General features: G+C 69.6%; 18 protein-coding genes and 3 pseudogenes. 11 read left to right on the top strand and 10 right to left on the bottom strand.

Translation table 11 applies throughout. The annotated features are described in order from the left end of the window. Positions 1-7 precede the first annotated feature (7 nt). The 7 genes and pseudogenes from IH45_RS0109260 to IH45_RS1000000148645 all read left to right on the top strand — a co-directional run bounded on the left by IH45_RS0109260 (position 8) and on the right by IH45_RS1000000148645 (position 7,844). The gene (locus IH45_RS0109260) at positions 8-1,846 is read left to right on the top strand and encodes an alpha-L-fucosidase (RefSeq protein WP_107058596.1); all 1,839 of its coding nucleotides are present in this window, start codon (positions 8-10) and stop codon (positions 1,844-1,846) included. Between the two features lie 307 nt (positions 1,847-2,153). Beyond that, positions 2,154-4,262: a glycoside hydrolase family 97 protein gene (locus tag IH45_RS0109265; protein WP_234440473.1), complete on the top strand. Its 2,109-nt coding sequence runs from the start codon at positions 2,154-2,156 to the stop codon at positions 4,260-4,262. A gap of 18 nt (positions 4,263-4,280) precedes the next feature. Further along, entirely contained in the window at positions 4,281-4,559 is a 279-nt protein-coding gene (locus tag IH45_RS0109270; protein WP_030664282.1) for a hypothetical protein, read from the top strand. Positions 4,560-4,814: 255 nt separating this feature from the next. Continuing rightward, positions 4,815-5,363 carry a hypothetical protein gene (locus tag IH45_RS1000000150770; protein ID WP_324607930.1) on the top strand — a complete coding sequence of 183 codons (549 nt, stop codon included), beginning with the start codon at positions 4,815-4,817 and terminating at the stop codon, positions 5,361-5,363. 232 nt (positions 5,364-5,595) lie between these two features. Beyond that, positions 5,596-6,192 (top strand): annotated as a pseudogene (locus IH45_RS0109280) (glycosyltransferase family 2 protein); the annotation flags it as partial. A gap of 57 nt (positions 6,193-6,249) precedes the next feature. Continuing rightward, a pseudogene (locus tag IH45_RS01000000143385) lies at positions 6,250-7,142 on the top strand (IS982 family transposase). A gap of 267 nt (positions 7,143-7,409) precedes the next feature. Continuing rightward, entirely contained in the window at positions 7,410-7,844 is a 435-nt protein-coding gene (locus tag IH45_RS1000000148645; RefSeq protein WP_158812987.1) for a hypothetical protein, read from the top strand. Positions 7,845-8,107: 263 nt separating this feature from the next. Here IH45_RS1000000148645 and IH45_RS01000000143390 read toward each other — a convergent pair. The 6 genes and pseudogenes from IH45_RS01000000143390 to IH45_RS1000000150975 form a co-directional block, all read right to left on the bottom strand. Further along, a pseudogene (locus IH45_RS01000000143390) lies at positions 8,108-8,562 on the bottom strand (NAD(P)-binding domain-containing protein); the annotation flags it as partial. A gap of 54 nt (positions 8,563-8,616) precedes the next feature. Then, entirely contained in the window at positions 8,617-9,822 is a 1,206-nt protein-coding gene (locus IH45_RS0109305; RefSeq protein WP_030664298.1) for an LLM class flavin-dependent oxidoreductase, read from the bottom strand. Positions 9,823-9,827: 5 nt separating this feature from the next. Next, positions 9,828-10,934 (bottom strand): ABC transporter substrate-binding protein, encoded by a 1,107-nt coding sequence (locus IH45_RS0109310; RefSeq protein ID WP_199810642.1) that lies wholly within the window; start codon positions 10,932-10,934, stop codon positions 9,828-9,830. A gap of 81 nt (positions 10,935-11,015) precedes the next feature. Further along, positions 11,016-11,891 (bottom strand): ABC transporter ATP-binding protein, encoded by an 876-nt coding sequence (locus IH45_RS0109315; protein WP_078897391.1) that lies wholly within the window; start codon positions 11,889-11,891, stop codon positions 11,016-11,018. Continuing rightward, complete coding sequence (locus IH45_RS0109320) at positions 11,864-12,709, bottom strand: ABC transporter permease (protein ID WP_394298664.1); 846 nt, start codon at positions 12,707-12,709, stop codon at positions 11,864-11,866. Before IH45_RS0109320 ends, IH45_RS0109315 begins: the two co-directional genes overlap by 28 nt. A gap of 235 nt (positions 12,710-12,944) precedes the next feature. Continuing rightward, positions 12,945-13,019 (bottom strand): putative leader peptide, encoded by a 75-nt coding sequence (locus IH45_RS1000000150975; RefSeq protein ID WP_394298665.1) that lies wholly within the window; start codon positions 13,017-13,019, stop codon positions 12,945-12,947. 168 nt (positions 13,020-13,187) lie between these two features. On the opposite strand from IH45_RS1000000150975, the gene IH45_RS0109325 reads away from it, so the two are divergent. From IH45_RS0109325 to IH45_RS0109335, 3 genes are all read left to right on the top strand, one after another. Further along, positions 13,188-13,610, top strand: coding sequence for a YjbQ family protein (locus IH45_RS0109325; RefSeq protein ID WP_030664311.1), 423 nt, complete (start codon positions 13,188-13,190; stop codon positions 13,608-13,610). A 175-nt stretch (positions 13,611-13,785) separates the two neighbouring features. Continuing rightward, positions 13,786-19,041 (top strand): caspase family protein, encoded by a 5,256-nt coding sequence (locus tag IH45_RS0109330; protein WP_032917052.1) that lies wholly within the window; start codon positions 13,786-13,788, stop codon positions 19,039-19,041. Next, positions 19,038-19,922: a hypothetical protein gene (locus IH45_RS0109335; protein ID WP_050514682.1), complete on the top strand. Its 885-nt coding sequence runs from the start codon at positions 19,038-19,040 to the stop codon at positions 19,920-19,922. The genes IH45_RS0109330 and IH45_RS0109335 overlap by 4 nt, the downstream gene beginning before the upstream one ends. 13 nt (positions 19,923-19,935) lie before the next feature. Here IH45_RS0109335 and IH45_RS0109340 read toward each other — a convergent pair whose 3' ends face one another. Further along, a complete protein-coding gene (locus IH45_RS0109340) occupies positions 19,936-22,257 on the bottom strand; it encodes an FUSC family protein (RefSeq protein WP_050514683.1) in 2,322 nt (773 codons plus the stop codon). A 161-nt stretch (positions 22,258-22,418) separates the two neighbouring features. On the opposite strand from IH45_RS0109340, the gene IH45_RS0109345 reads away from it, so the two are divergent. Then, positions 22,419-23,222 carry a hypothetical protein gene (locus IH45_RS0109345; protein ID WP_030664323.1) on the top strand — a complete coding sequence of 268 codons (804 nt, stop codon included), beginning with the start codon at positions 22,419-22,421 and terminating at the stop codon, positions 23,220-23,222. 151 nt (positions 23,223-23,373) lie between these two features. Here the strand turns inward: IH45_RS0109345 and IH45_RS0109350 are convergent, their stop codons facing one another. From IH45_RS0109350 to IH45_RS0109360, 3 genes are all read right to left on the bottom strand, one after another. Beyond that, positions 23,374-24,246 carry a TauD/TfdA dioxygenase family protein gene (locus IH45_RS0109350; protein WP_030664326.1) on the bottom strand — a complete coding sequence of 291 codons (873 nt, stop codon included), beginning with the start codon at positions 24,244-24,246 and terminating at the stop codon, positions 23,374-23,376. 65 nt (positions 24,247-24,311) lie between these two features. Next, positions 24,312-25,046, bottom strand: coding sequence for a hypothetical protein (locus IH45_RS0109355; protein WP_234440475.1), 735 nt, complete (start codon positions 25,044-25,046; stop codon positions 24,312-24,314). Further along, entirely contained in the window at positions 25,009-26,064 is a 1,056-nt protein-coding gene (locus tag IH45_RS0109360) for a GSCFA domain-containing protein (RefSeq protein WP_030664332.1), read from the bottom strand. The genes IH45_RS0109355 and IH45_RS0109360 overlap by 38 nt, the downstream gene beginning before the upstream one ends. Positions 26,065-26,102 lie beyond the last annotated feature (38 nt).

Consider the following 26,102-nt stretch of genomic DNA (forward strand, 5'->3'; position numbering starts at 1 on the left):
CATGTCCATGACTGCCACACGAGGCAGGGCGATCGCTCTGACCGTCGCGCTCGCCACTGGCCCGCTGGCGCTCGTCCCCGCGACTGCGTCGACCGCCGCGCCGCGAGCGGGAGCGGCGGCTGCCGCCGAACCAGGCCCGGGGACGAACTACGCGATCGACGACCCCTTCACCTCGGACCGCACGTCGTGGTTCCGCGCTGACAGATTCGGCATGTTCATCCACTTCGGCGCCTACTCGAACCTCGAAGGCGAGTACACGCGCCCCAATGGGACAGTGTGCAGGAACGCGGAGTGGATCATGCGTGAGTGCGCAATCCCGAAGGGCGAGTACGAGAAGCAGGCCGCGACCTTCAACCCGAAGGACTTCGACGCGAAGGCCATCGTTGCGGCCGCCAAGAGCGCCGGCCAGAAGTACATCGTCATCACTGCCAAGCACCACGACGGCTATGCCATGTGGCCGACCAAGCAGAACAACTGGAACCTACGTGACCACTCCTCCTTCGACAAGAACCGCGACATCCTCGCCGAGCTGAAGCAGGCCGCCGACGCCGAGGGCATCAAGCTGGGCCTCTACTACTCGATCTGGGACTGGCACGACCCTGACTTCCCGAACGCCGACACGTTCCCGAAGTACAAGCAGCGGATGTACGGGCAGCTCAAGGAGTTGATCGACAACTACGACCCGGCGTTGTTGTGGTTCGACGGCGAGTGGGACACGGACAGGCCCACCAATCGGTGGCACGCACGCGACGGCGAGGAACTGGAGTCCTATCTGCGCGACCTGGACCCGAATCTCGTCATCAACAACCGGGTCAACAAGCGGCGGGTCACCGACGGCGACTACGGGACGCCAGAGCAGGAGATCCCCAAGGCTCCCGAGGACGGCCAGCTCTGGGAAAGCTGCATGACCATCAACGGTACGTGGGGCTATGCGCGCCATGACACCAACTGGAAGTCAGGAACAGAACTCACCCGAAACCTGTTGAACACCTCAAGCCGCAGCGGCAATTACCTGCTCAACGTCGGCCCCGACAAGCTCGGACGCGTCCCCGCCCCATCCACCGCCGCGCTCAAGGAGATGGGCGACTGGCTCGGACGGTCGGGGCAGGGTGCCGCCGTCTACAAGGCGGGCTTCCCCGGTGTCGTCAGCCAGCCGGACTGGGGTGTGGTCAGCCGGTCGGGCAACGACTTGTACGCCTCGGTGTACAAGTGGCCCGGGGCAGGCAAGCAGCTGCACCTGAGGGCCACTACCGGGTTCAAGGTCGACAGCGCGCGCGTGCTCGGCAGCGACCAGAAGGTCACGGTCACCAAGGCGGGTGACGGATACGACATCACCCCCGCCGGCGACGCCACCAATCCGACCGCCACGGTGATCAAGCTGTCGATCACCCCGGCCGCCCCCGCGGCCGAGGGGCACGGTACCGGCCTCAAGGCGGAGATCTTCGACAACGACCAGTTGTCGGGCAGCCCGAAGGTCACCCGCACCGACCCGACCATCAACTACGCCTGGCGGTTCCGTGGTTCGCCGGCCGAGAACATCCCCGCGGACCACTTCGGCACTCGCTGGACCGGCACCATCGAGCCGCGCTACAGCGAGAAGTACCAGTTCGCCACCGTATCGGACGACACCGTGCGGGTCTGGGTCGACGGGAAGCTCCTCATCGACCACACAACGCCGCACGGCCCGTCCGTGGACAAGGGCACCATCGACCTCCAGGCGGGCAGGAAGTACTCCATCAAGGTCGAGCACACCGAGCGGACCGGCGAGGCGTACATGAAGCTGCTCTGGTCCAGCCCCAATACGCCCCAGCAGGTCGTGCCGAAGAGCCAGCTCTCGCCGAACTGACCGTCGCTGCCGTGCGTGTGTGCGTGCCAGCGCCGAGCGACACGCACACACGCCCGACCCAGGTCCCGTACTCGCACGGGAGGCGACCGCGGGGCACCCGTCGAATCCATGGCATGAAGGAACCCGTATGAAGTCGATGCGAAGGCCCCCACTGCGGGCTCAAAGGCGCACTCTGCAAGCCGCGGCGACCGTTCTCGCCGTCCTTGCGGGAGGAACGAGCGGGGCCGTCGCGGCGCCTGCCTCCGCCGCGGCACCCGGAAGCTGGACGTCGGTCCAACCCGGCGTACCGGATTCCGGCTGCGACGGCGTGCGCGCCACCGTGGCCCTGGACGACAAGGGCACCCCCACCCTGGGCGCGAGCTGGGACTGCAAGCAGGCTCTCAATCCCGCGCCGATCGGCCTTGTCACCAGCGAGGCCGACTTCAGCGCCGGCCTTGAGTTCATCAGCCGCAGCGACCGCACCATCTCGTACACCTACAAGGTCGCGGCCGGGAAGTCGCGGGTCCGGGAGCGCTCCGCAACCGAGACCCGGCTGGTGTTCGGCAAGGGCTCCGCCCGGCTGACCGTGCACGTGCGGACGTCCACGGAGGGTGTGGCCCTGCGCTATGAACTGCCCTCCGGCGCGACGGTCCTGCGCGAGGCGACGTCGTTCGAGCTGCCGGCCGACGCCCAGCTGTCCCGTGCTGCCTACGAGAACAAGCACGAGCTGGACTTCGTGACCTCCCCGGTCGCCGGGGTGCCGACCGGCGAGTACGACATGAGCATGTTCGCGCAGAACCCCAACGGCTCACGCGTGCAGCTCGCCGAGTCCGGCGTGGACGGCGGCTACTCGGGTGGCCACTTCACCCATACTCAGGGAAACGGCCGGTTCACCGTGCGGCTCGCCGACGAGCAGATCAAGCGGTCCGGCCCGTTCGTAACCCCCTGGCGCACCGCCACCATCGGCAGCACCGCGGACGTCATGGAGTCCACACTGACCGACGACGTGGCGCCCGCGTCGAAGGTCGCGGACACCTCATGGATCAAGCCGGGCATCGCCGCATGGCCCTGGTTCGACGGTGGCGGCGATACGCAGCGCAATCTGCCCAGGCTCAAGCAGTGGGTGGACTATGCCTCCTCGCAGGGGTGGCCGTACCTGCTCGTGGACGACGGCTGGAAGGGCGTGACCTGGATACCCGAGCTGGTGTCCTACGCCCGTGAGCGGGGTGTGAAGATCATGCTCTGGTACCACGTGAAGGATCTGGAGACCGCCGCGCAGCGCGAAGCCGAGTTCACCAAGCTCAACAAGTGGGGTGTCGTCGGCGTGAAGATGGACTTCATGGACTCGGAGTCCCAGGCCCGCCACCAGTGGTACGACGCCGCTCTGGCCGACGCGGCCAGGCATGAACTCATGGTGGACCTGCACGGCTCACGCCTGCCCGTCGGTGTACAGCGTACCTGGCCACACGTGCTGACCTCCGAGGCCGTCAAGGGCGAAGAAGCCGGGGCCGGGCGGACCGTGGAACACGTCACGGCGATCCCGTACACCCGCGCCGCCCTCGGCTCGACCGACTACTCGCCGATGAGCTTCCAGCAGTCCAATCCGAACAGCGACGGCGCGGAACTCGCCCTCGGTGTGCTGTACGAGAGCGGCATCATGCTGCCGGGCAGCAGAGTCTCCGACTACCAGGCCCGGCCCGAGGCACAGCGCTGGATGCGTGCGCTGCCGACCGTCTGGGACGAGACGAAGTACGTCTCGGGTGATCCGCGAACCGGTGCGGTCGTCGCCCGGCGCAACGGCGATCGCTGGTTCGTCGGCGCGCTCAAGCGAGGGGGCGCGGGCACCATCGAGTACCCGACGGCCTTCCTCGGCTCTGGAAAGTGGCACGCGGAGATCACCACCGACGGCCCCGGCGGCCTGGTCCGCACCAGCAAGGTCATCCACGCCGGGGACACCTTGAGCGTCCCCGCAGCCGCCGACGGTGGTCACGCCGTCAAGCTGACCAGGGCCGCGTCCGTGCCGAGCGGGTACCACAAGGTGGCTGTCAGGGGAAGCGACCACGTCCTCGACGTCAAGCACGCCAGTACCGCGAACGACGCCGAGATCGTGCGCTGGCCGAGCAACGACGGCCAGAACCAGCGCTTCGCCTTCGAGCCGGTGGGCGACGGGTACGTGCGGATCGTCAACCAGGGCAGCGGCAAGGACGTCGTCGTACGCGGTGCGTCCCGTGATGCCGGGGCCAAGGTCATCCAGCATCAGTACGCGGCCGGGACGAACACCAACGACGAATGGCTGGTCGAGGACGCGGGCAGCAGCCGGGTGCGGCTCGTCAACCGCTTCAGCGGCCTGTATCTGACCGCGGGCGGAGCCCAGGGCGACCAGTTCGAGCAGCGTCCGCTCGACGGCAGCGAACGCCAGGAGTTCAGCATCTCGTAGCGGAAGGGCATCACGCCCGTGCGCGTCGAAGGGCTGCTCGGCGAACTCCTCACCCTGACCGAGGACATCGATCACATCCGCGCCACTCCTACCACCAGGCCACGTACGGCTGCTCGCTTCGGAGACCCCGGCTTGAAGGGCCATTTCGCCACGCGCGACCGCTACCGAAACGCCGCACACCACGCCCAGGTGTTCAACATGATCGGCGAAGTGCGCGCCGTCGTCACCCTCGCCGGTCGGATCGTTGGCACCTGGGCCTGGGACAAGGGGACCCGTACCGTGTACACAGCTTCCTGAGGCGGCTGCCCCTCCCAGTGATGAGGGAAGTCCGCCACCGCCTGGAGGAGGCCGAAGCCTTCCTGCGCACCGAACCCGGCTGAGCCGTTCCCCCGAAGGGGGCAAAAGGCTCGGTCAGTCAGCCCCGGCGGCCGCGCTATAGCCGATGGCTTCACCGGACTCACGAGAAATGTCCTCACCCTCACCGTCCAGCGGCACCGCCGGATCATCGACGTCCACCTGCTGCTGATCCGCGACAACCGGGTCCTGCTCAGCCTGCGCCAAGGCGGCTACGCCTCCGGGCAGTGGCAGGTCCCCTCCGGCCACCTCGAAGCAGACGAACCCACCGACCACGGCACCGTCCGACGTGAGCACGATGATCACCTTGGTCGCCCACGGGGGTACGTCGATCTTCCACTGGGCCTCGGGCGGCCACGTGTGCCACTCGTTGTCGTCCTGCCACGCCTTGGTCATGGTGTGTGGGTAGGAGGTGCGCAGCGACGGTTCGCGCCGCGGGTTGGTCCGCAAGCTGATGGCGGCGACCGTCAGCGTGGCGGACAGGTGGGCGTCGGCGCCGACGAGGGTGCGGTTGATGCCGATGCGGCGGCCGAGGACGGCGCGTTCGCCGAGGAGGCAGCGGGTGACTTCGCAGTTGAAGCCCACCCGGTCGCCCGCACACAGGACACTGCCGTCGCGGACGGTGGAGAACTCGTACACCCGGACGTGCGGCCCGATGATCACGTCTTCGCCGATGATCGCGGATGGGTGAAACTGCGCGGTGGGGTGAATGCGGTCGCGGAACCCGGCCAGGGCCTGACGGTGTAGGCCGGACCAGCGCCGGAGGAACTCCGCCAGCTTGGCCTTCTCCGGTTGCCCGTAGGGGCCGTGGGCATGCCCGGTGCTCGGCGCGCTGGGGATGAGCTAAGGCGTTGGTCCTCCGTCAGTGGGTGAGAGCGGGGTCGGAGTGGAGCCGGTTAGCATCGGCGGCCACCGGCCGGCAGAACGAGTTCATCGGTGCGCCATCCCCGTATCGGCGTTGCCGTGTTGGCCATGGGCAATCGCCGCGGACGTCTTCGCCCGTATCGCGGAGCTGCATGCGGCGGATGAGCGGCTGGGCATTGTCAGCTTCCGGATCGCGGACGAGACCGGCCACACCCAGCGCCGCCATGTGCCGCGGCTGCGGGCGGGGGATCCGCTGCGCGGCGGGGAGGTCACCACCTTTCTCGGCGGCGGGCACAGCCTGTCGATGCGGATGCTGGACGAGGTCGGCGGCTGGCCGGAGGAGTTCTTCTTTGCCCATGAGGAGACCGAGCTGGCGTGGCGGGCGCTGGATGCCGGCTGGCGCATCGTCTATGAGCCGCAGGTGGTGCTTCAGCATCCGCGGATCTCGCCGACCCGGCATGCGGTCTTCTTCCGGATGGTGACCCGCAACCGGGTCTGGCTGGCCAAGCGCCACCTGTCCGCCCTCCTGGTCCCCGTCTACCTGGGCGTGTGGACCGGCCTGACGCTGGCGCGGACCCGGTCGCTGGGCGGGCTGCGGGCGTGGTTCGGCGGGTTCACCGAAGGCGTACGTACGCCGTGCAGACCCCGGCGGGCTATGCGGTGGCGAACCGTATGGCGGATGACCCGGCTCGGGCGCCTTCCGGTCATCTAGACGAGTAGTTCCGATTGCGGGTTTCACGGACACAGGGAGGGTGTCCAGCATCGGGTTGTGACGACCGAACCAGACACCCTCTTGACCGCACTGTACGTACACATCGATGACCATTTAAAGAGGCCCCGGTGGCGGGGCCGGCCGCCCCGGCTGACCGATGCGGAACTGGTCACACTGGCCGTGGCCCAGGCGGTGCTGGGTTTTCACTGCGAGGCCCGCTGGCTGCGCTTCGCCCACGCCCACCTGCACCACCTGTTTCCGTATCTGCCCCAGCGGCCCGCCTACAACAAACGCCTGCGGGTCGCGCTGGGCCTGGTCAAACGCGCCATCCGGTCCCTGGCCGCCGACACCGACCTGTGGCAGGACCCGGTGTGGATCGTGGACCCCACCCCCGTCGAATGCGCCCGCTCACGCCAGACCGTCAAACGCTCCGACCTGGTCGGCTGGGTGAACTATGGCTACTGCCACGCTCACTCCCGCTTCTACTGGGGCCTGAAACTGCACCTGGTGTGCACCCCAGCCGGCCTGCCCGTGACCTGGGCCCTGGCCGGCCCCAAGACCGACGAACGGCAGGTGCTGGCCGCTCTGGTCGAGACCGAGCCGGAGCTCGCCGCCGCCCGGCCCGGCCTGCTGATTCGGGCGGACAAGGGGTACGTCTCGCATGAGCTCGACCGCTTCCTGGAGGCCCGCGGCATCCGACTCCTGCGGCCCTCCTACCGCAACCGCGTTCCGCGGCCGGGAGAATCCCTGCTCAAAACGGTGCGGCAGCTGATCGAGTCGGTCAACGACACTCTCAAAGCCAGCTCAACCTCGAACAGCACGGCGGCCGCACCGTCGAAGGCGTCGGCGTCCGTGTGGCCCAGCGCATCCTGGCCATGACCTGCGCCATATGGCACAACCGCACTATCGGCGCACCCACCACCAGGTCACTGATCGCCTATGACCACTGAGCCACATCGGAACTAATCGTCTAGTCGTCACCCTCGTCGCGGCGGGCGCGTGCGCCCTGTGTGTAGCTGTCCTCGTCCGGGCCGCTCGGGGGGCGTTCACCAAGGACCCGAAGAAGTAGAGGCTCAAGGCCAGCTCTGCGTACGCAGAGACGCGCGAAGAGGGCCAGTCCGCGAGATACCGCGCGGCTGGCCCTCTTTGCTGTGGCTGCTCCGTGGCATGATCTGCGCCATGATCAAGGGGTGGGGTAGAACTGCGGGGCCGGGGTCGTGTTCGCGGCCGTAGCAGTCATCGGAGCGACCGGTTGCGGGGCGAAAGCCGACGCCGAGCCGAAGAAGCCGCCGACGAGCGCGACTCCGGCGAAGACGGTGAAAGCGAAGTGGGAGGACACCACGGCGTGGTGGGCGAGCCACGACATCGGCTGTCTCAACGGGGCGGGCGCTGACGAGGACCCGGACGGCTGCACGGTACGCCTCCAAGACTATATGGACGACGTGCACAAGATCCGCAAGGCCATGAACCAGGACCCATTGGCGCCGCAGGGCTTCTACAGCGAGGCGTACGCGATCATCGACCAGATGGACACCTACGCCGGGACTACCTCGGGGAAGACCGACACCAACGGCTGGCTCGCCGCGCGCCCCCTGATCTGGATGCAGCACCAGAAGCTCGACAAGTGGATCACCGCTCACCCGCTGCAGTAGGACGCGAGGAGATCGTTCCGGTGAAGGCGTGGCACTCCTCGCTCGTGAGCGTGAACGCCACGTTGCCGTCCTTACCGAGCTGGGGCACCGCCGGGATGCCCAGTGTTATCAGCCGCCGGGCGTCGTCGGACTTGCACTGGAAGGCTCCAGCTCACGCCTGTGTACCGGATGCCGGCCCTACTTGCCAGAGTCGACAGAAGCCGGATGCTGACCGTCTGCCGAGGTTCTGGCGTAGACGGCACCGCATTCGGCGGGGAGTCGGTACGGCCGGGGAAGCGCGGCCAGAAGGGACGGTCCCAGGTGCCGGTCGCGCTGATCAGCGCCCGAGCGGCGTACGTACCCTCCGAGGACTCGACCAGCAGGCGCCCGTCCAGGCCGTCGCGTACCGCCCGGACGTCCACCGGACGGTGCACCCGGAGGCCGAAGGTCCGCTCGTACGTGTCGAAGTACGCGCCGATCACCTCGGCGGACGGGCGGTCCGGGTCGGCGCCGGTCAGCTCCATGCCGGGCAGCGCGTGCATGCCGTGGACCTTCCCGTACGTCAGGGTGGGCCAGCGGAGAACTGCCACGCGCCGCCCGGCCGCGGCGCGTGGTCCAGCACGACGAAGTCCCGGTCCGGCTCGTACCCCACCCACCGCAGGTGGAAGGCGGCGGCCAGGCCCGCCTGCCCGGCACCGACCACCACGACCTCGGCTTCCCGCACCCCGGTGTAGTTCATGCTTCTACCAACCAGGGGGCGGGCCGGAATCTTCCTGCCCACGGGCGGTCCCGCTCAGCGGCCCCCGGCGGCCAGCAAGGGCGCCCCGCCCGGCGCGGAAGCCGGCCGGCCGTCGGCCGCCGGGACACCCGCCAGCGGTGCGGGCCCGGCCGGCAGCAGCCCACGCGCGGCCAGCTCAGGCCGTACGCCCTCCCCGAACCAGTACGCCTCCTCAAGATGCGGATAGCCGGACAGCACGAAGTGCTCGATGCCGAGCGCGTGGTACTCCTCGATGCGGTCGGCCACCTCCGCATGGCTGCCGACCAGCGCCGTACCCGCGCCGCCGCGTACGAGGCCCACCCCGGCCCAGAGGTTCGGCGCGATCTCCAGCCGGTCGCGTGAGCCGCCGTGCAGCGCGAGCATCCGCTGCTGTCCCACCGACTCGCTCCTGCCCAGCGCCTGCTGCGCGGCGGCCACGGTCTGCGGGTCCAGGTCGTCCAGCAACCGGTTCGCCGTGGCCCACGCCTCCTTCGCCGAGTCGCGCGAGATGGTGTGCAGCCGGATGCCGAACCGGACCGTACGGCCCTCCCGCGCGGCCAGCCCCGCGATCCAGTCGATCTTCTGCTTCACCTGCTCGGGCGGCTCGCCCCAGGTGAGGTACACGTCCACGTTGCGGGCCGCGACCGGCCCGGCCGCCGCCGACGAGCCACCGAAGAAGATCTCCGGGACCGGGTCCGGCGGCAGCGCGGTCAACTCGCCCTCCACCTGATAGTGCTCCCCGCGGAAGTCGAACGGTGCGCCACCCCACACACCCCGTACGACCTGCAGGAACTCGTCCGTACGGGCATAGCGCCGGTCGTGGTCCAGCCCGTCGCCGAACCGCCGCTGCTCGATGGAATCGCCGCCGGTCACCACGTTCAGCAGCAGCCGGCCACCGGAGATCCGCTGGTACGTCGCGGCCATCTGCGCGGCCAGCACCGGTGAGATCACCCCGGGCCGGAACGCGACCAGGAACTTCAGCCGGTCGGTGACCTGGGTCAGCGCCGTCGTCGTCAGCCAGGCGTCCTCGCACCACGTCCCCGTCGGCGTGAGGACCGCCTCGAAGCCCAGCTGCTCGGCCGCCTTGGCGATCTGCGCCAGATAGTCGATGTCGGGCGCCCGCACCCCGCTGACCGGGGTGATCCGCTCGCGCCGGACGCCGCCGTCGGTGTACGCGTGCCGGTCGACGAGCGTGCGCCCGTCGCCGCCGGTCGGCAGGAACCAATGAAGATGCAGGGTCACGGTGTTCAGCCGGCCTTTCCTTGAAAGCTGTACGGGTAGGTACGCGGCGCCGTGCTCGAAGGCGGCAGGCCGCCGTTGAACCGGGTGTCGACGAAGGACGAGAAGTCGAAGCGGCCAGGGATCAGCTTGAGCTCGGCGAAGGTGTCGGCGATCCGCTGCTCGGAGGCGACGGCCGGCCGGTCCAGGGCGACCGTCACCGCCGTACCCCGCGTACGTCTGACAGCGGCCAGCGCCACGTCCCGCGGCAGCCCGGTCTCCTCGGCCCACACCTTCGCCCAGGCGTCCGGATGCCGGTGCACCCACTCCTGCGCCCGGCGCAGCCGGTCCACGTAGTCCTTGAGCGCCGCCGACTTCTTCTCGTCGTCCAGCGCGGCGGGCGCGGCGACCTGGAAGCTGAGCCCGTTGACGACGCCCTCCCCGGTGGTCAGCACCCGCGCGTCACTCCGGTCGAGGGCCTGCGAGGTGTACGGATCCCACACGGCCCAGGCGTCCACCCGGCCGCGGGTGAACGCGGCCAGCGCATCGGCGGGCTGGAGGTAGTTGAGCGTCACGTCCTTCGGCGACAGTCCGGCCTTCCGCAGGGAGGCGACGAGCTGGTAGTGCGCGGAACTGCCCTGCGCCACCGCGATCGACTTGCCCTTCAGCTCCGCGGGCCGCTTCAACGGCGAGTCCTTCTTCACGAGGATCGTTTCCCCCGCGGACGAGCCGTGCGACGCCGCGACCACCCTGATCTTCGAGTTCGCCGCGGCGGCGAAGACCGGCGGCGTGTTCCCGACCCCGCCCACGTCCACCGCCCCGGCGTTGACCGCCTCCAACAGCGGCGGCCCGGAAGTGAAGGTCGACCACTGGATCCGGTACGGCAGGTCGTCCAGCTCCCCGGCCGCCCGCAATATCGACTCCGAACCGCCCTTCTGGTCACCGACGTTCAGCGTCACCGACCCCTTTCCGTCGGTGCCGCCGCGAGTGCCACCGTGGCTCCCCTCCGCCCGGGAGGCGCCGCCGCAGGCGGTGAGCAGGAGGAGGGGGAGGACGAGGAAGGAGAGCAGGGGAGAGGGGCGTGGCGAGGGGCGGAGTACGGGAGGTGGAGGTGCGGATGGGGGTGCTGCTTGCATGGGATGATCCGTTTCCTGTTCCTGTGGGCTATGGACGTGAGGGCAGCCGTGCGGGCGCGCCTACGGCAACGGCAACCGCCGTCAAGCAACACCAACCCCCGCCACATCCACACCTGCATTCGCCGCCTCAACCTCCACCTCATGGCCTTCCCCCTCATGGCCTTCCCCCTCATGGCCTTCCTCCTCATCCGCCTCCACCCCCAAGCGGTCCAGCAACCGCGTGCGCAGAGAGGCGAATCGGGGGTCGTCGACGGCGCGCGGACGCGGCAGGCCGATCTCCCCCTCGTACGCGATCACGCCGTCCTCCATCACCAGCACCCGATCGGCCAGCAACAAGGCCTCCTCCACGTCGTGCGTGACGAGCAGCACCGCACAGCCACGCTCCCGCCACAGCTCGGCCACCAGCCGCTGCGCCTTGATGCGCGTCAGCGCGTCCAGCGCGCCGAACGGTTCGTCCAGCAACAGCAGGTCGGGTTCGCGTACGAGCGCGCGGGCCAGCGAGGCGCGCTGGGCCTCGCCGCCGGACAGCGTCTTGGGCCACGCGTCCGCCCGGTGCCCCAGCCCCACTTCCTGCAACGCCCGGTCGGCTACCGCACGTTCAGGGCTCCCCGGCAATCCGAGCAGCACATTCCGCCACACCCGTTTCCACGGCATCAGCCGAGGCGCCTGAAAGGCGACGGCCTTGCGGTCCGGTACGAGTACGTGCCCCTCGATCTCCCGGTCCAGCCCGGCGAGCACCCGCAACAGCGTGGACTTACCGCACCCACTCCGCCCGAGCAGCGCCACGAATTCCCCCGGCGCCACATCCAGCCGCAGTCCATCGATGACAGCCCGGCCGCCGAAGGCCCGCCGCAGCCCCCGAACCCGTACGGCAGCACCTCCGTCAGCCACCCCGCCCGCCCCCGATTCCCCTTCTTCCTGTGAGCCTTCTACCGTCCGGTGAACGTCGGTCGCCATTGCAGCAGCAGCCTTTCCAGAGTGCGGACGATGAAGTCGGCGAGCAGCCCGAGGACCGCGTACACCACGAGGCACACCACGATCACGTCGGTACGGAAGAACTCCCGGGCCTGATTCATCAAGAACCCGAGCCCGTCATCGGCGTTCACCTGCTCGCCGAAAACGAGCGCCAGCCAGGCGGTGGCGAGCGAATAGCGAAGCCCGGTCATGGCACCCGGCAGCGCACCGGGCAGGACGACGTGCCGGATCAGCCCCCAGCGTCCGAGGCCCAGCGAGGTGCCGGCCTCCACCAACTGCGCGTCCACACCACGGATCCCGGCGTACACATTCAGATACAGATGAAAGGCCACCCCCAGCGCGATCAACGCGACCTTCGGCGCCTCACCAATCCCCAGCCAAATAATGAACAGCGGAATAACGCCCACCCACGGCACCGACCGCAACATCTGCACCACGGGATCGACAAGATCCTCGCCCAGCCGTGACAGCCCGGACGCGAGCGCCAGCGCCACCCCGGCGACCGCTCCCGCGGCCAGCCCGACGGCGACCCGTTGCAGCGACACGAGCATCGCCGACGGCAACGTCCCTTCGGACACCAGCGTCCATGCCGTACGGGCGATGGTCCCCGGTGAGGCGAGAATGTCCCCCGGCAGCGCCCCGCTCGCGCTGAGCACCTGCCACAGCACGAGCAGCACCACCGGCACTATGGCCCGCCGCAACCACCGCGGCACGGCCTTACGCCGGGCCGAGACGGGCACGACGGACACGAGCTCCGGCCCGGGCGGCCCATGCAGGGCCGCAGCCTGCTGAATACTCACGAAAACTCCAGGTCAGAAAATGCGCGGCCCTCCCGCCACATGCTGGCCCCGGGCCCGGCGCATGCCGTCAGGCAGCACGGGAAACCCGACGGACGGAACGAGAAGGCACGCCGAGAACACGCCGCAGAACGGGCGCAGGGAGAACGGGAACAGGTGAATACGCAGAGAAGCCGATCACCAGTGAACGCGACGAAAAGGCGTCAGCGAGCAGACAGCGCCGACAACCTCAAAAACCTCAGCGACACGCGGCGGACGCCACCCGCAGCAGGTCGATGTGACCGCGCGTGGTGAGCCGGGCTGACGTAGACATGTCGCTGAACGTAGCGGCGTGCCTGAAGGCGAGTCAAACATCATCTCACCTGCTGGACCTTTGTTGCGCGGGCGTTGCGTGCGGGGCGGGATCCGCCGTACGGGTCAGGGCGCGGACTGGCCCGCCGTCGTAGCAGGTTCCGAAGACCGTCTCTGAGAGGATCAAGACATGACTGCTGATTTCACGACACGAGAGATCGACGTCTGGACCGGCTCACGGGAAGTGGTCCACGACCTGACCCGGGAGTGCGCGGCATTCCTGCGCGAAGTCGCCCACGGCCGGGACGGACTGCTCAACGTTTTTGTGCCCCACGCAACTATGGGCGTCGCGTTGATCGAGACGGGCGCGGGCAGCGACGACGATTTGCTGGCCGCCTTGCAGGACCTCCTCCCGGCAGACGACCGCTGGCGCCACAAGCACGGAAGTCCGGGCCACGGCCGCGACCACGTGCTGCCCGCACTGGTACCGCCGCATGCCACGCTTCCCGTCGTGGGCGGAGAGCTGGCGCTGGGGACGTGGCAGTCCGTCTGCCTGGTGGACACCAACGGCGACAACCCCAACCGCCAGGTGCGGTTGAGCTTTCTCGGCTGAGGCATCCGCTCAGCGGTGGCCGGCGTGCGTGAAGGAAATGGTGAGATCGTCACTCGGACCTCTGTCCGTGCACCGGAACCAGAGGCGACACTGATGTCCACGTTCGGCCCGTAGCCGCGCCAGCGGGGTTGGCCGGATGACTGTGTAGTGCGGAGGGGACGGCGGTGGGGCAGACGTGGGGCGGCGGTTTTTCGTCGGATTGGGGAGTGGGCGTTACTGCCACTTGGCCGAGGAGGATCAACTCCCCGGTGTGGCCGCGGACATCGCGGCGATGGAAGAGCTACTACAGGAGTTCGGGTACCGACGCGTGCTCGTCGGGCTGGGGGAGTACGACGGTGCTGAACAGATCCGCCGGAAGCTGAGTCACTGGTCCAGGGACTGCGAGCTGAAGGCGGACGACGTCGTCGTGCTGTACTTCGCCGGTCACGGGGTGGTGGAGGACCGGGGGCGCCACTATTTGCTGTGCTGGGACTCCCGTGAGGACGATCTGGCCGCGACGGCGCTGGCCACCGAGGATGTGGTGCGCATTCTCTGCCACGGGCGGCTCCGCCAGCTCTTGGTCGTCCTGGACACCTGTGCGGGCGGAGCCGGAGCGGCGGATGGCGCGGGGGTCGTGCTGCACACCCTTGCCCACCAGCAGAGTGGTGGTGACACGTCGACCGGGCTGTGGTTCCTGGCGTCCGCCCGTCGAAAGGATGTCGCCGAGGACGGGCGGTTCGTGACGGCATTGAGGGCCGCTGTGGACACCACCACAGAGCGTACGGGGCAGCGGCAGCAGTACCTGGATCTCACCGAGTTGCTGAAGGCGGTCAACGAGCGCTTCGAAGCCGATGGACAGGGGCAGCGGGCGGAGCTGGCCGGCGGCATGGTCACCGGGCTGGCGCCGTTCCTCCCGAACCGTGGTTTCTGCGAGGACCTGCCCCCGGTCGGTACGGATCTGGAGATTCAGCGCCGGGTGGCGAGCTGGGATCTGACGGAGCACTTCGGCCCGCGCTCGCGAGGCGTCGAGTTCGAGTCGGAGCAGGGGCTGTATTTCAGCGGCCGAGTGCGCGTGCTCTCGGAACTCGTCCAATGGCTCTCCGGAGTTGACGGAGACGGACACGGGCGGGTCGTCACGGGGAGCCCCGGGTGCGGTAAGTCCGCAGTGCTGGGCAGGGTGGTCGCGCTCTCCGACAGCGTCTACCGCGACCGGCTGGAACTCTCGGGCATCGCCCTGGCGACGATGGTGCCCGAAGGGTGCGTGACGGCTGCCGTACACGCGCGGCACAAGCGTCTGGAAGAGGTCGTCGAGAGGATCGCCCAGGCACTGGGGACGGAACCCGGCGGTACGGCGGCCCTGCTCCAGGAACTCACCCGGCGGGGCCGACAGGGGGCGCCGGTCGTCATCGTGGTCGACGCCGTGGACGAAGCCGGCTCGGACACCGCCGCGGACGCGGGCGGTCACGGCGAACCGCGCAGGATCAGCCGGGAACTGCTGCGCCCAATGTCGGAGATTCCTGGTGTACGGCTGCTCGTGGGTACCCGCCACGAGCTGGTCACCAGCCTCGGCCCCACTTTTACGGCGCTCGACCTGGACGACTCCGCCTACCGGGCCGACGAGTGCGACGTCACCGGCTATGTGACGAGGGTGCTGCTGGCGGCCGAGGAACCCGGGGTGCCGACACCGTACCGGGAGCGGCAGGAGCTGGCCCGTACCGTCGCCCGGGAGGTGGCGAGCCGGGCCGCCGGAGTCTACCTCTACGCGCGGACCACCGCCCGGACCCTGCGCTCGGACAGTGTCCCGGTGGACGTGTCGAAACCGGGCTGGGCCGACGAACTGCCCAGCGAAATCGGGGAGGCCTTCGACGACTACCTCGCCCGCTTCGGCCCGGACGAGCCGCGGGTCCGACGGATGCTGCTGTCGCTGGCCTTCTCCGAGGGGAAAGGGCTGCCCCGAGGGCGTATCTGGACCACGCTCACCTCCGTCATATCGGGGGTGACCTGCACGGAGGAGGACATCGCCTGGGTGCTCGACGTGGCCGAGGCGTACATCGCGGAAGTCACGGACGACGACCGGCGCTCGGCTTACCGGCTGTACCACAAGGCGTTGGCCGAGCATTTGAGGAGAACCGCCGACCGGCCCCCGGAGGAAATCCAGCGGGCCGTCGTTGACGCCCTGACCGCTACGGTGCCCCGCTCGCCCGATGAGGCCTCGCTGGACTGGTTCGCGGCTCCGCCGTATGTACGGCAGCATCTGGCCACCCACGCGGAGGCCGCCGGAAGACTCATCTCGCTGATCAAGGACCCCGGCTTCTTGCTCGCCAGTGAGTCGCTGGCGCTGCTCCGCGCCCTGGCATCCGTCACGGTGGACGAGGCTTCGGACGGCCCCCGGCGCATTCGCAGCTCTTACGAGCAGATCGCCCACCGGTTGGTGCCCGACCGTGCCCTGAGCCATCGCGCAGCCGACCTCCAGCTCTCGGCGCGGCGCTGCGGGGCGGACGGACTCGCCGACCGTATCGACGGCCTTGGTGTGTCACTGCCCTGGTCCGCGCGGTGGGCGTGGTGGTCGGCCAGCGGGACGCACCGACTGCTCAACGGCCACACGTCGTGGATCGACTGCGTGGCCGTCGGAGCGCTCGACGAGCGCCCCATCGCGGTGACCGGAGGTCGCAGCACCGATCGGACTGCTCGCGTGTGGGACCTGACGACGCAACAGCAGATCGGCGAACCACTCGCCGTCGGCATCGGCGTCAGCGCGGTCGCGATCGGCGACATCGGCGACTACACGGTCGCCCTGACCGGAGGCGTGGACGGCACTGTGCAGGTCTGGGACCTGTCAGCGGGGCAGAAATACGGAGATGGGCTTACGGGCCACACCAACACTGTCAGACACATCGCGGTCGGTGACATCGACGGGCTTCCGGTCGCTCTCACGGCGAGTGCGGACGGGACCGCGCGCCTGTGGGACCTGACGACCAGACGTCAATTGGGACGGAACCTGACCGCGCACAAGCGCACCGTCCACTCCGCCGCGCTCGGTGAGATCGACGGCCGTCCCGTCGCCCTGACAGGAGGCGCGGACAAGCGGGCCTACGTCTGGGACCTGACGGGTCTGCTGAACGGTGCCGAGCCGGAGCCCGACGGCGCCTGGCTCGCCGGTCACACCGATGGGATCACTGCCGTGGCGATGGGGCGGCGAGACGGGCGTGCGGTGGCACTGATCGGCGACGACAGCGGAATGATCTCGCTGTGGGACCTGGCAAAACGTCGGCAGATCGGGGAGCCCGTGGCGGCTCATGTGGACTTCGTGCGCGGTGGTGTCACCTCGGTCGCGGCTGGTACGCTCAACGGCTGCCCGGTGGCGCTTACCAGTGGCAAGGACGAGGCCAAGCTTTGGAACCTGCGCTCTCTCCGCCAGCTCGCCCATCCCCTGCGCGGGCATGTCGGGCAAATCACGGCCAGTGCCCTGGCCGACCGCCCTGATGGCCCGATGGCGGTGACGGTGGGCACGGACCGTACGGCTCGTATCTGGGACCTGACGGCGGATCAGCCAGCAGGCAGTCACACGCGCCAGGTGATTGCGCTCGCCTTCGCCGAACAGTGTGATCGGCCATTGGTGATGACCGGGAGCGAAGATGGTACGGCCCGGGTGTGGGACCTGCGCACCCGGGACCAGGTGGGCAGACCGATGGAAGGTCACGCGGGTACGGTGGACGCGGTGGCTCTGGGGCCACTGAACGGTCGGATGCTTGCCGTGACGGGCGGGTCCGACAGCACGATACGGCTGTGGGACGGCTTACGGGGTGTACCGCTGGGCTCGCCGCTCGAAGGGCACACCAACAGCGTGAGCTGTCTCGCCCTGGCCACCCTTGCGGGCCGGACCGTCCTGGTCAGCGGCAGCGGCGACGGTACCTTGCGCGTCTGGGACGTGGTGACGCACCGGTCGCTGTCCCGACCGATCAGCGGGCACATCGGCTCCGTGGCTCATTTGGCCGTACGGGAGTGTGGCCGCGGGATCGAGATCGCCGTCGCTACGTCTCTCGATCATGCCTACGTGTGGGGGGTCACAGGCAACGGCGGGGAACTGACATCGACGTTACGGCTCCACCTCAGCGTCGAAGACTGGAAACGTACGGCGCGAATCATCGGTGTTGCCTTTCTGGAAGCCCGTCCGGTGGTGATATCCACACACGAAGGGAACACCGTCCAACTGCTCGACATTGGTTCGGGCATCCCGGTCGGAAAACCTTTCGCAGGTCATGTGAGTACCGTGTGGTCGGCTGTGCTGGTGCGCATCGGTGCGCGCGACGTCGTAACCACCATGAGTCACGACGACACGGTCCGGATCTGGGAACCGGAATCCGGCAGAGCGCTGGGGGCACCGCTCGCCGGTCACGTGACGCTCGGCTCCCACCGGAGGCCTGCCGGACTCGTCTTCGGCCGGGTCGGGGGGAGGCCGGTGGGAATCATCGCCTTCTGGCGTGAGGTGCGGGTATGGGACCTGACCACCATGCAGCCTGTGGACGAGCCGCTGTGCGGAGGGGAGGTGGCGCTGGACGCGGTGTCCATCGTGCGGACATCCCGCGGACACACTGTCGTCACGGGCGCCGGCGACGGGACGGTGCGTGTGCATGCTTTGGAGGACGGCCGTGCCACGGCTCCGCACATCACCTCCGGACGCATCGTTGCGTCCATGGCGACCACCGGCGTAGCGGGTGAATGTCTTATGGTCAGGTGCGGTTACACAGCCATGCAGATCTGGGATGTGAGCAAACGTGAACTTCTGTGGGAGCAGCCGGGACGCTGGGACCTCGCGCGGATCCACCCGCTCGCCGACCGCACATTGCTCGTGGCTGCTGCCGACGATCGGTCCATACAGGTGTGGGATCTGAAGACCAAGGCACCCGTATTCGCCCCCATGAGCGGTCACAACGCGCGTGTGATGGACATGCGCACCGCCACGCTCTCCGGGCACGAACTCGCCGCCAGCGCTTCGGCCGATGGCACGGTCCGCCTGTGGGACCTCCGTACGGGCAAACCGTTCGGAAGGCCCGTCGACGATCATCCGTCGGGGGCGTGCGCCGTGGACTTCGGCCGGGTCGACGGGCGCGACGTCGTCCTGACCGGTGCGGGAGACGGGGAGGTGCGGATGTGGGAACTCGCCACCGGGCACCGGTTACCACTCGGCGTCGACCGTTCCCCGGCCGAGCTCAGCACCGTACGGCTGTCCACGTTCCACGAGCGCCCCACCGTTATCGTGGCCGACAACTACGGCCTTGTGAGGGTCTGGGACCTGGACACCTCGATCTGCTTCGCCGAGGCCGACCTGGGAGACAGAGTCAACGACCTGGCCATGACCGACAACGGGCAGGTCTGTTTCGCCACGGACCTGGGCCTGGTTGCCTTGTCCTTCCGCATCGCGGAGGACGGCCGGACGGGGGAGCGGGCATGAGTCGCATCGTCCTGGTGCACGGGATAGGCCAGCAGGTGAGCGGAGGACACACGCTGGCCGAGAGCTGGTATCCGAGCCTTGCCGACGGCCTTGCCCTCCACGGTGCCTCGGTGGGCCGCGAAGAGGTGACCATGGCGTTCTACGGGGACCTCTTCCGCCCCGCTGGGCACCGCGGCGTCGGTCTGCCGGACCTGGATGCCTCCGACGTGACCGACGACGTCGAGCAGAAGGTCCTGCTGGCGTGGTGGGAACAGGCCGCCCGGCAGGAGTCGGGAGTCGACGGGCCCGCCGACCGTACGCGGCTGCGCACCCCCTACATTGTTCAGCGCGCCTTGAATGCTCTCAGCCACTCGTCCTTCTTCGCCGGGCTGAGCGAGCGACTGTTGATCCTCAGCGCCCGGCAGGTGCGGCGCTACCTCACGGATCCGGCGGTGCGCGGGCAAGTGCAGGGCCGGATGACCGCGGCGGTGACGGACCGGACCCGGGTGATCGTGGCCCACTCGCTCGGGTCCGTCGTGGGATACGAGTGGCTGTGCGCCCACTCTGAGCGGCGTGACATCACCTTCGTGACCTTGGGCTCTCCGCTCGCGGTACGGAACATCGTTTTCGACCGGCTCCGGCCCGCCCCGGTGGACGGCAGGGCGTACTGGCCGGCGTGTGTGCGTAGCTGGCACAACATCGCCGACCGCGGTGACGCCGTCGCCCTGGTGAAGAACCTGGGGCCGGCGTTCGGCGGGCAGGTCGAGGACTGCCTGGTGCACAACGGAGCCAAGGCACACGACGCCAGGCCGTATCTGACAGCGCGGGAGACCGGGGAGGCGATCCTCAGCGGGCTGGGTGGTGAGGACGGTCGCAAGTCAGGGAGTTTCCAGCCCCGATGACCTCCGCCCGACTTCAGATTGCCGCCGACTTCGTGCCGCGGCGGTCGGTGTTCTTGCCCTTCGGCTTCGTCCGCCCCTCAACCCCCACCCCCAACGGCCGGGCCAACCCCGAAACCCCCTCATCCAACCGCTGCAAATGCCGAAGCACCCGATAGGTGACCGTGCTCGGATGCGGTGCCCCGGAGCCGTCGGACTCCAGCAGAGAGATGATCGTCGCGCCGGAGGAGACCTTTGCGTCCGTCCTCTCGCCCCGTACATGCGCCGTGATGGTCTCGATGTTGTGGGCTATGCGGTGGCCCACGCGTTCCAGGCGGGGGTCGGCGGCGATGGTTTTGCTGTAGGGGAGGAGTTCGGCGGTGGCTGCGAGGGAGCGGGCGTGGTAGGCGCTGGTTTCCAGGAGAGCCACGAGGTAGCGGACGGTCTGGCGGCGTACGCGGAGCGGGCTGATCGGGTGGGTCAGGGGGTGGGTGGAGGCGCGTAGGTCGTCCAGGGCGGTGTCCAGGTCGCGGGAGAGGGCCAGCAGGTCGGTGGCGGGGCCGCCGCTGAGCTGGTCGACGGAGGCGGCGACGACCTCGTCGAGTTTGGTCAGGACCGTGCCGAGGAGGTCGTCGGTGCGGCGGTCGGTGTGGACCGGCAGGACGAGGACGGCGGCGATGATGCCGCAGGCGGCGCCGAGGGCGGTTTCCTCGATGCGCAGGATGAGGACGTCGAGGCTGTAGGTGTTCAGGAGGGTGTAGAGCAGGCCGAGCATCGCCGTGACGAAGAAGGACATCAGGGCGTAGGAGAGCGGCGCCGTGAAGAACATCGCGAAGACGAAGAGAAGGATCAGCGCGAACGCCGTCCACGTGTGGTTGCCGACCAGGCCCGCGAGCGCGACACCGGCGACGACGCCGAGGACCGTACCGACCAGGCGGCGGTAGCCCTTGATGATGATCTCGCCGGTGGAGGCGGTGTTGAGGAAGACGACCCAGCAGGTCAGCACGGCCCAGTACCACCGCTGGGCGGAGAGGAACTCGCCGCCGATGATGGCGAGGGTGGAGCCCACCGCGATCTGGAAGGCGGCCCGCGTGGTGGGGCGCCGCAGGCCCGTGCGGTCGTCCGACGCGGGCTCCTCGGCGCCGGCGAGCGCGACGTCCTCGGCGTCGAACTCCTCGCGGGAGCGGGTCGTGGCGGGGGTGTCGTCGGATTCGTCCTGGGGGCCGTCCAGCGCGAGCCGCAGGCCCAGGACGGCGCGGGCGGTCTCGCCGATGCCGCGGAAGACGTCCTGGACGGCGATCGAGGCGCGGGGGAGGTTGTCCTCGTCGCGGTAGCCGAGCAGCCGGTTGCGTACGTGGGCGACCGCCGTGCCGGACTGGTCGGACGCCCCGCGGGACACGAGGAGGTGCAGGGCGTTGAGGTCGCGGCGCAGGGTGACGGTCGCGGCGTCCTCGGCCGGCATCTCGTTCTTCGCGGTGGGCAGCGGCGCCTGGGGCAGGTGCAGGGTGAGGGTGTCGGCGCGTTCGGCGGTGCGCGCGTTGAGCAGCAGGACGCCCAGCCGCTCGGTGGCGATCTCGGCGTCGGCGATGCGGCGCTGGAGCAGCGAGGCGGTGGCCGGATCGCGGGTGCCGTCCTCCAGGCGGCCCTGGATCATCAGGGCCGACTCGTGCAGCCGGGCGGTGTGCCGCCGCAGGTCGTCGAGGACCTTGTCCAGCTGGTCGGGGCGGGCGTCGAGCAGTTCGATGTGGGTGGCCACCAGCTGGGCGACCCGGGCGCGGAAGGCGCCGCGCAGCCACTGCAGGATACGCTGCGGTGTCTCCGGTACGACGGTGAAGCGGATGACGGCGCTGCACGCGAAGGCGATGGCCAGGGTCAGGGCCAGCAGGGGCAGGGCGGACGCGGTGACGCCGACGAACAGGGACACGAAGTAGGTCTGGAAGCCGATCAGGCCCAGGGCGGTGCCGCGGTCGCCGAACCGGCGGCAGTAGACGGCGCCGAAGATGAGTGCCACGAAGAAGATGTCGCCGGCGATGACCTGGCTGTGCAGCAGCGCGCCGAGGGAGACCGCGGCGAGTGCCACGGGCAGGCCGAGCGCCAGGGTGACCGCCTGGCCGCGCACCTGCTTCTCCTTGATCGCGAAGGTGGCGACCATCGCCGTCATGGCACCCGCGACCAGGTGGGTGACATCGGTGCCGAGGACGGCCAGGACGACCAGGGTGAGCGCGATGGCCGCCACCGTCCGCAGTCCCGCCATCAGCCGCAGCAGCCCCGGGTCGGACGCCGCGAAGCGGTCCCACACACCGGTCAGGCCCCGTCGTATCACTGCCCCCACGCTTCCGTACTCTCCCGTCCGTACCATGAACTGCCAATGTCTCAGCATTGCATGGCCGGGAATTGCGTCGGCCGTGTCCGCCGGTGGCCGCCGGTGTTTGTAGCTGGGTTGTGACGGTCCCGGGAAATATGCGCCGACCGTACGCCGGGATACGGTAAAGGCCCCTGCGAACCCATGAGGAGAGGCTGATGAGCTCGTCCCCGGTCGCCACCGAGGCGTTTTCGTGTTTTCTCGCGCAGTTGGAAGCCGGCGGGCCCGGTGCGGGCGGAGGCGGCGCGCCGGGCGCGGGTGGGGTGACCGCGCCGGCGTGGTTCGTGCCGGTGGCCGCGGCACTGTTCGACGGGCAGCCCGTCGAGGCGGCAAGGGACTGGGCGCGCCGGGTGTACGAGCAGGTGGAGCGCCTGGAAGGGCGGATTCCGTTCGGCGTGGTGCACGACTGGCACCTGCGGACGGCGCTGCCGATGCTGGTGGCGGCGAGCGCGCGGCGGGGCGGCAGCGGCGCGGAGCTGGAAACCGTACGCGCCTTGCACGAGCGGGCCGCGGCAGGGGAGCCGGGCACGGAAAGCGAGTGGGCCGCGGCGCTGGAGCCGGCGCTGCGGGAGGTTTACCGGCTCGCTTATGCCTATGCGGACGCCTTCGCCACGGCGGCGGCCAATGCCCGTGCTTATGCGGCGGCCAATGATTACGGCGAGGAGAAGACCGAGGAGTTCGCCGCGTATTACGCGAAGCTCAACACCGGTGCCAATGCACGGTCGTTCGCCGATGCCCATGCCCTGGCGAATTCCCGGGCGGTGGCGGCGGCGTACGCGGACGGGGACGCGCGGGCCTACGCCGAGGCGTATCCGGGCGCGTACGTCCACGCCTACGCGCTGGCCGAGGCCAACCGGGAGGCGGCCGACGGCCAGGAGGACGAGCGGTGCCGTACGGCGTACGGGCGGCTCGCCGACGGGCTGGCGGAGAGCCTGGAGAGGGCGGCGGCCGCCGCCTCCTGAGCCGTAGGAAGCAGCCGCATTCTGCGCCGTAACGGTTCTCCCGCCCGGCCGCGCCCCAGGCTCCCACGGCCCGGGGCGGTGGCCGCGCGCGTCACACCCGAAGGCGCGGTGACCGCGCGCGTCACGCCCGGATGCGCGGTAACCGCGCACGTCACGCCTGCGGCCGGTGCCCCTTGATCGCGACCCGCCGGCCGTAGCGCGTCTGCGGGTAGTAGTCCCACGTCGCGTGGTGCTGAAGGCAGCGGTTGTCCCAGAAGACCAGCGTGTTGGGGGACCAGCGCACCCGGCAGTTCAGCAGCGGCGTGCGGGCGATGTGGTCGAAGAGCATGTCGAGCACCGCCCTGCTCTCGCCGCGGGTCAGCTGCGGGATGTGCGAGGTGTAGGCGCCGTTGACGAACAGCAGCTTGCGGCCGGTGTCGGGGTGGCGGGCCACGACGGGGTGCTCGTTGACGGGCACGACGTAGTCGGCCGGCGGGGTCTGGCCCTGCCAGGGGAGGATGCCGTCGTGGACGGCGGTCAGGCCGTCCAGGAACGTCTGCATGGCCGGGGACAGCAGCTCGTACGCCAGGTGCATGTTGGCGAAGAGGGTGTCGCCGCCGCTGCCGCCCTCCGGCGGGCGGATGATGTGCAGCATCGAGCCGAGCGAGGGCTCGGCGTCGGCGGTGCCGTCGGCGTGCCAGCCGTTGCCGGCCACGGCGCGCGACTCCTTGGTGGTGCTCAGCTCCAGGACGTACGGGTCGGAACCCTCGGCCGGGGCCGCCACCGGGTGCAGCTCGCCGAAGTGGGCCGCCAGCCGCTTGTGGTCCTCGGGGGTCAGCTCCTGGTCGCGGAAGACCAGGACGTGGTGGGCGAGGAAGGCGCGCCGCAGCTCGTCCACCTGGCCGGGCGTCAGCTCCTTCGTCAGGTCGAGGCCGGTGATCTCGGCGCCGGTCAGCGGGGTGATCGGGTCGACCGTGATCGTGTCGTAGACCTCGGGCTCGCGGGTCGTGACGCGTTCGATGGCGTCCAGTGCGTACTGCTCCATTGCGCCCCTCCTGGGGTGGTACGGGGTATAGGGGGATACCGGGTGGGTTCGGGGGGAACGGGCGGTCACAGGCCCCGGGCCAGCAGGTCGGCCAGGATGAGCCGGCCGAAGGCCAGGTTGCCGTGGATCACGTCGTTGGGTTCGCAGAGTTCGGGCCGCTGGAGGCCCGTCCCGTCGGTGACGCGCTCGCGCAGGTCCACGGCCTCGACGCCGAGTTCGGTGACCGCGCGGCGCACGGCTTCCTGCGCCGCCCGGAAGACGGCCGGGTCCGACAGGCCCGGTACGCGCTGCGGCGGCATCACCGCCAGTACGCGCAGGCCCAGGCCGCGGGCGTGGCCGTAGAAGGCGAGCGCGTCGCGGACCGTGGCGCGTACCAGGTCGTCGAAGAGGGGACTCTCCAGGAAGCCCGGGGCGAAGCCGCCGCCGCGCACCCGGTAGATCCGCCAGTTCTCGGTCGTGGCGATGAAGTGGGCGCTGAAGCCGAAGGTGCACACCAGCGGGGCGGTCAGCTCCCCGAGCCCGGCGATGCCCAGCTCGTCCAGGAACCGGCGGTAGTACGCGTCCGCCTCGGCCTTGCGGAAGACCACGTCGGTGCCGCTCAGGTCGAAGAACTCCGCGTTGAAGTCGCGACCGGCACCGATCGGGCCGCCGCTGAACGGGATGCCGGCCGCCTTCGCCGCCCGCCCCACGGGCCCGGCGTGCGAGTCGCCGAGCAGCAGGAACCGGGCGGGGGAGGCGGGCGCCGACGCGTCCGCGTCCGTCTCAGCCCCGGTTGTAGTAGTCGAGTACGGCGTCGTCACACCAGAAGTCCTCTCCGGTCGGTGCGGGCTGGGCGGGGGCGGCGGGCCGCGGCGCGGCCGGTGCCTGCGCGAGCGCGTCGAAGAACTGGCGCATGACGAAGGCGACGCCCTCCGGCGTGACGGTGCGCAGGTTCGGCTCGAAGAACCCGGCCCGGAACGGGAAGCCGGTGACGATCTCGTACGCGGGGAAGTAGTCGACGTCCGCGTGTTCCTGGGCCAGCTGCCCGGCCACGGCGCGCAGTACGGACTTCGAGTACGTGGTCGCGGTCAGGGCGTGGCCGCCGGTGGCGGTGGCGGTCAGCGGGACCGGCGAGACGGTGAGCAGGACGCGCAGCCCCGGGTTGACGGTGCGGGCCAGCGCGATGGCGTGCGACAGGTCGCGGCGGACCTCGTCGAAGGTGAAGTTGTGGAACGCGTACCGGCCGTCGTCGAAGGTGCCGCGCACCGTGCCGGGGCAGACCGGCTGCACGGTGCCGTCGTGGCGGTCCACCCATGCCTCGGTCAGCCCCAGCGTGAACACGAAGCAGTCCGCCTCCGCGACGGCGCCGCGCACCGCCGCCAAGGTGGCTTCGCGGGCGGCCCGCACCGCGTCCGCCGAGGGGTGCCCCTCCGGATCGACGGCCGGGCGGAACGGGTCGTACCAGCGGCCGTCCTCGGTCCACACCTCTTCGGGCGGCGTGGTCTCGCCGTGTGCCCAGGACAGCCACTGCCGCAGCATCGCGGCGGTGTAGATGTTGCCGGTACGGAACGAGAACACGCCGTAGTGGCGGGCCCGGCGCTCCTCCTCGGTCAGCCCCGGCGGGGACGGTTCGGCGTCCCGCCAGTTCATGCCGCGTTCGAGCAGGGCGCGGCCGATGTGGCGGGCGAAGCAGGAGCCCGCGGTCAGGACCACGTCGTCCTGGCCGATGGTGAACTTCGGAGTCCACAGCCCGCCGATGTCCGCCGGGTCCGGCTCGGCCACGGCGGTGCGCCAGAAGGAGCGCGGCGGGAGGGATTGGTACGGGTTCTCGGTCGGCATGGTGGTGGCCTCGGCTCGGGGGGCGGGTGGTGGCTGGT

It is taken from the genome of Streptomyces rimosus subsp. rimosus (genome assembly GCF_000720725.1).
Taxonomy (GTDB): domain Bacteria; phylum Actinomycetota; class Actinomycetes; order Streptomycetales; family Streptomycetaceae; genus Streptomyces; species Streptomyces rimosus_A.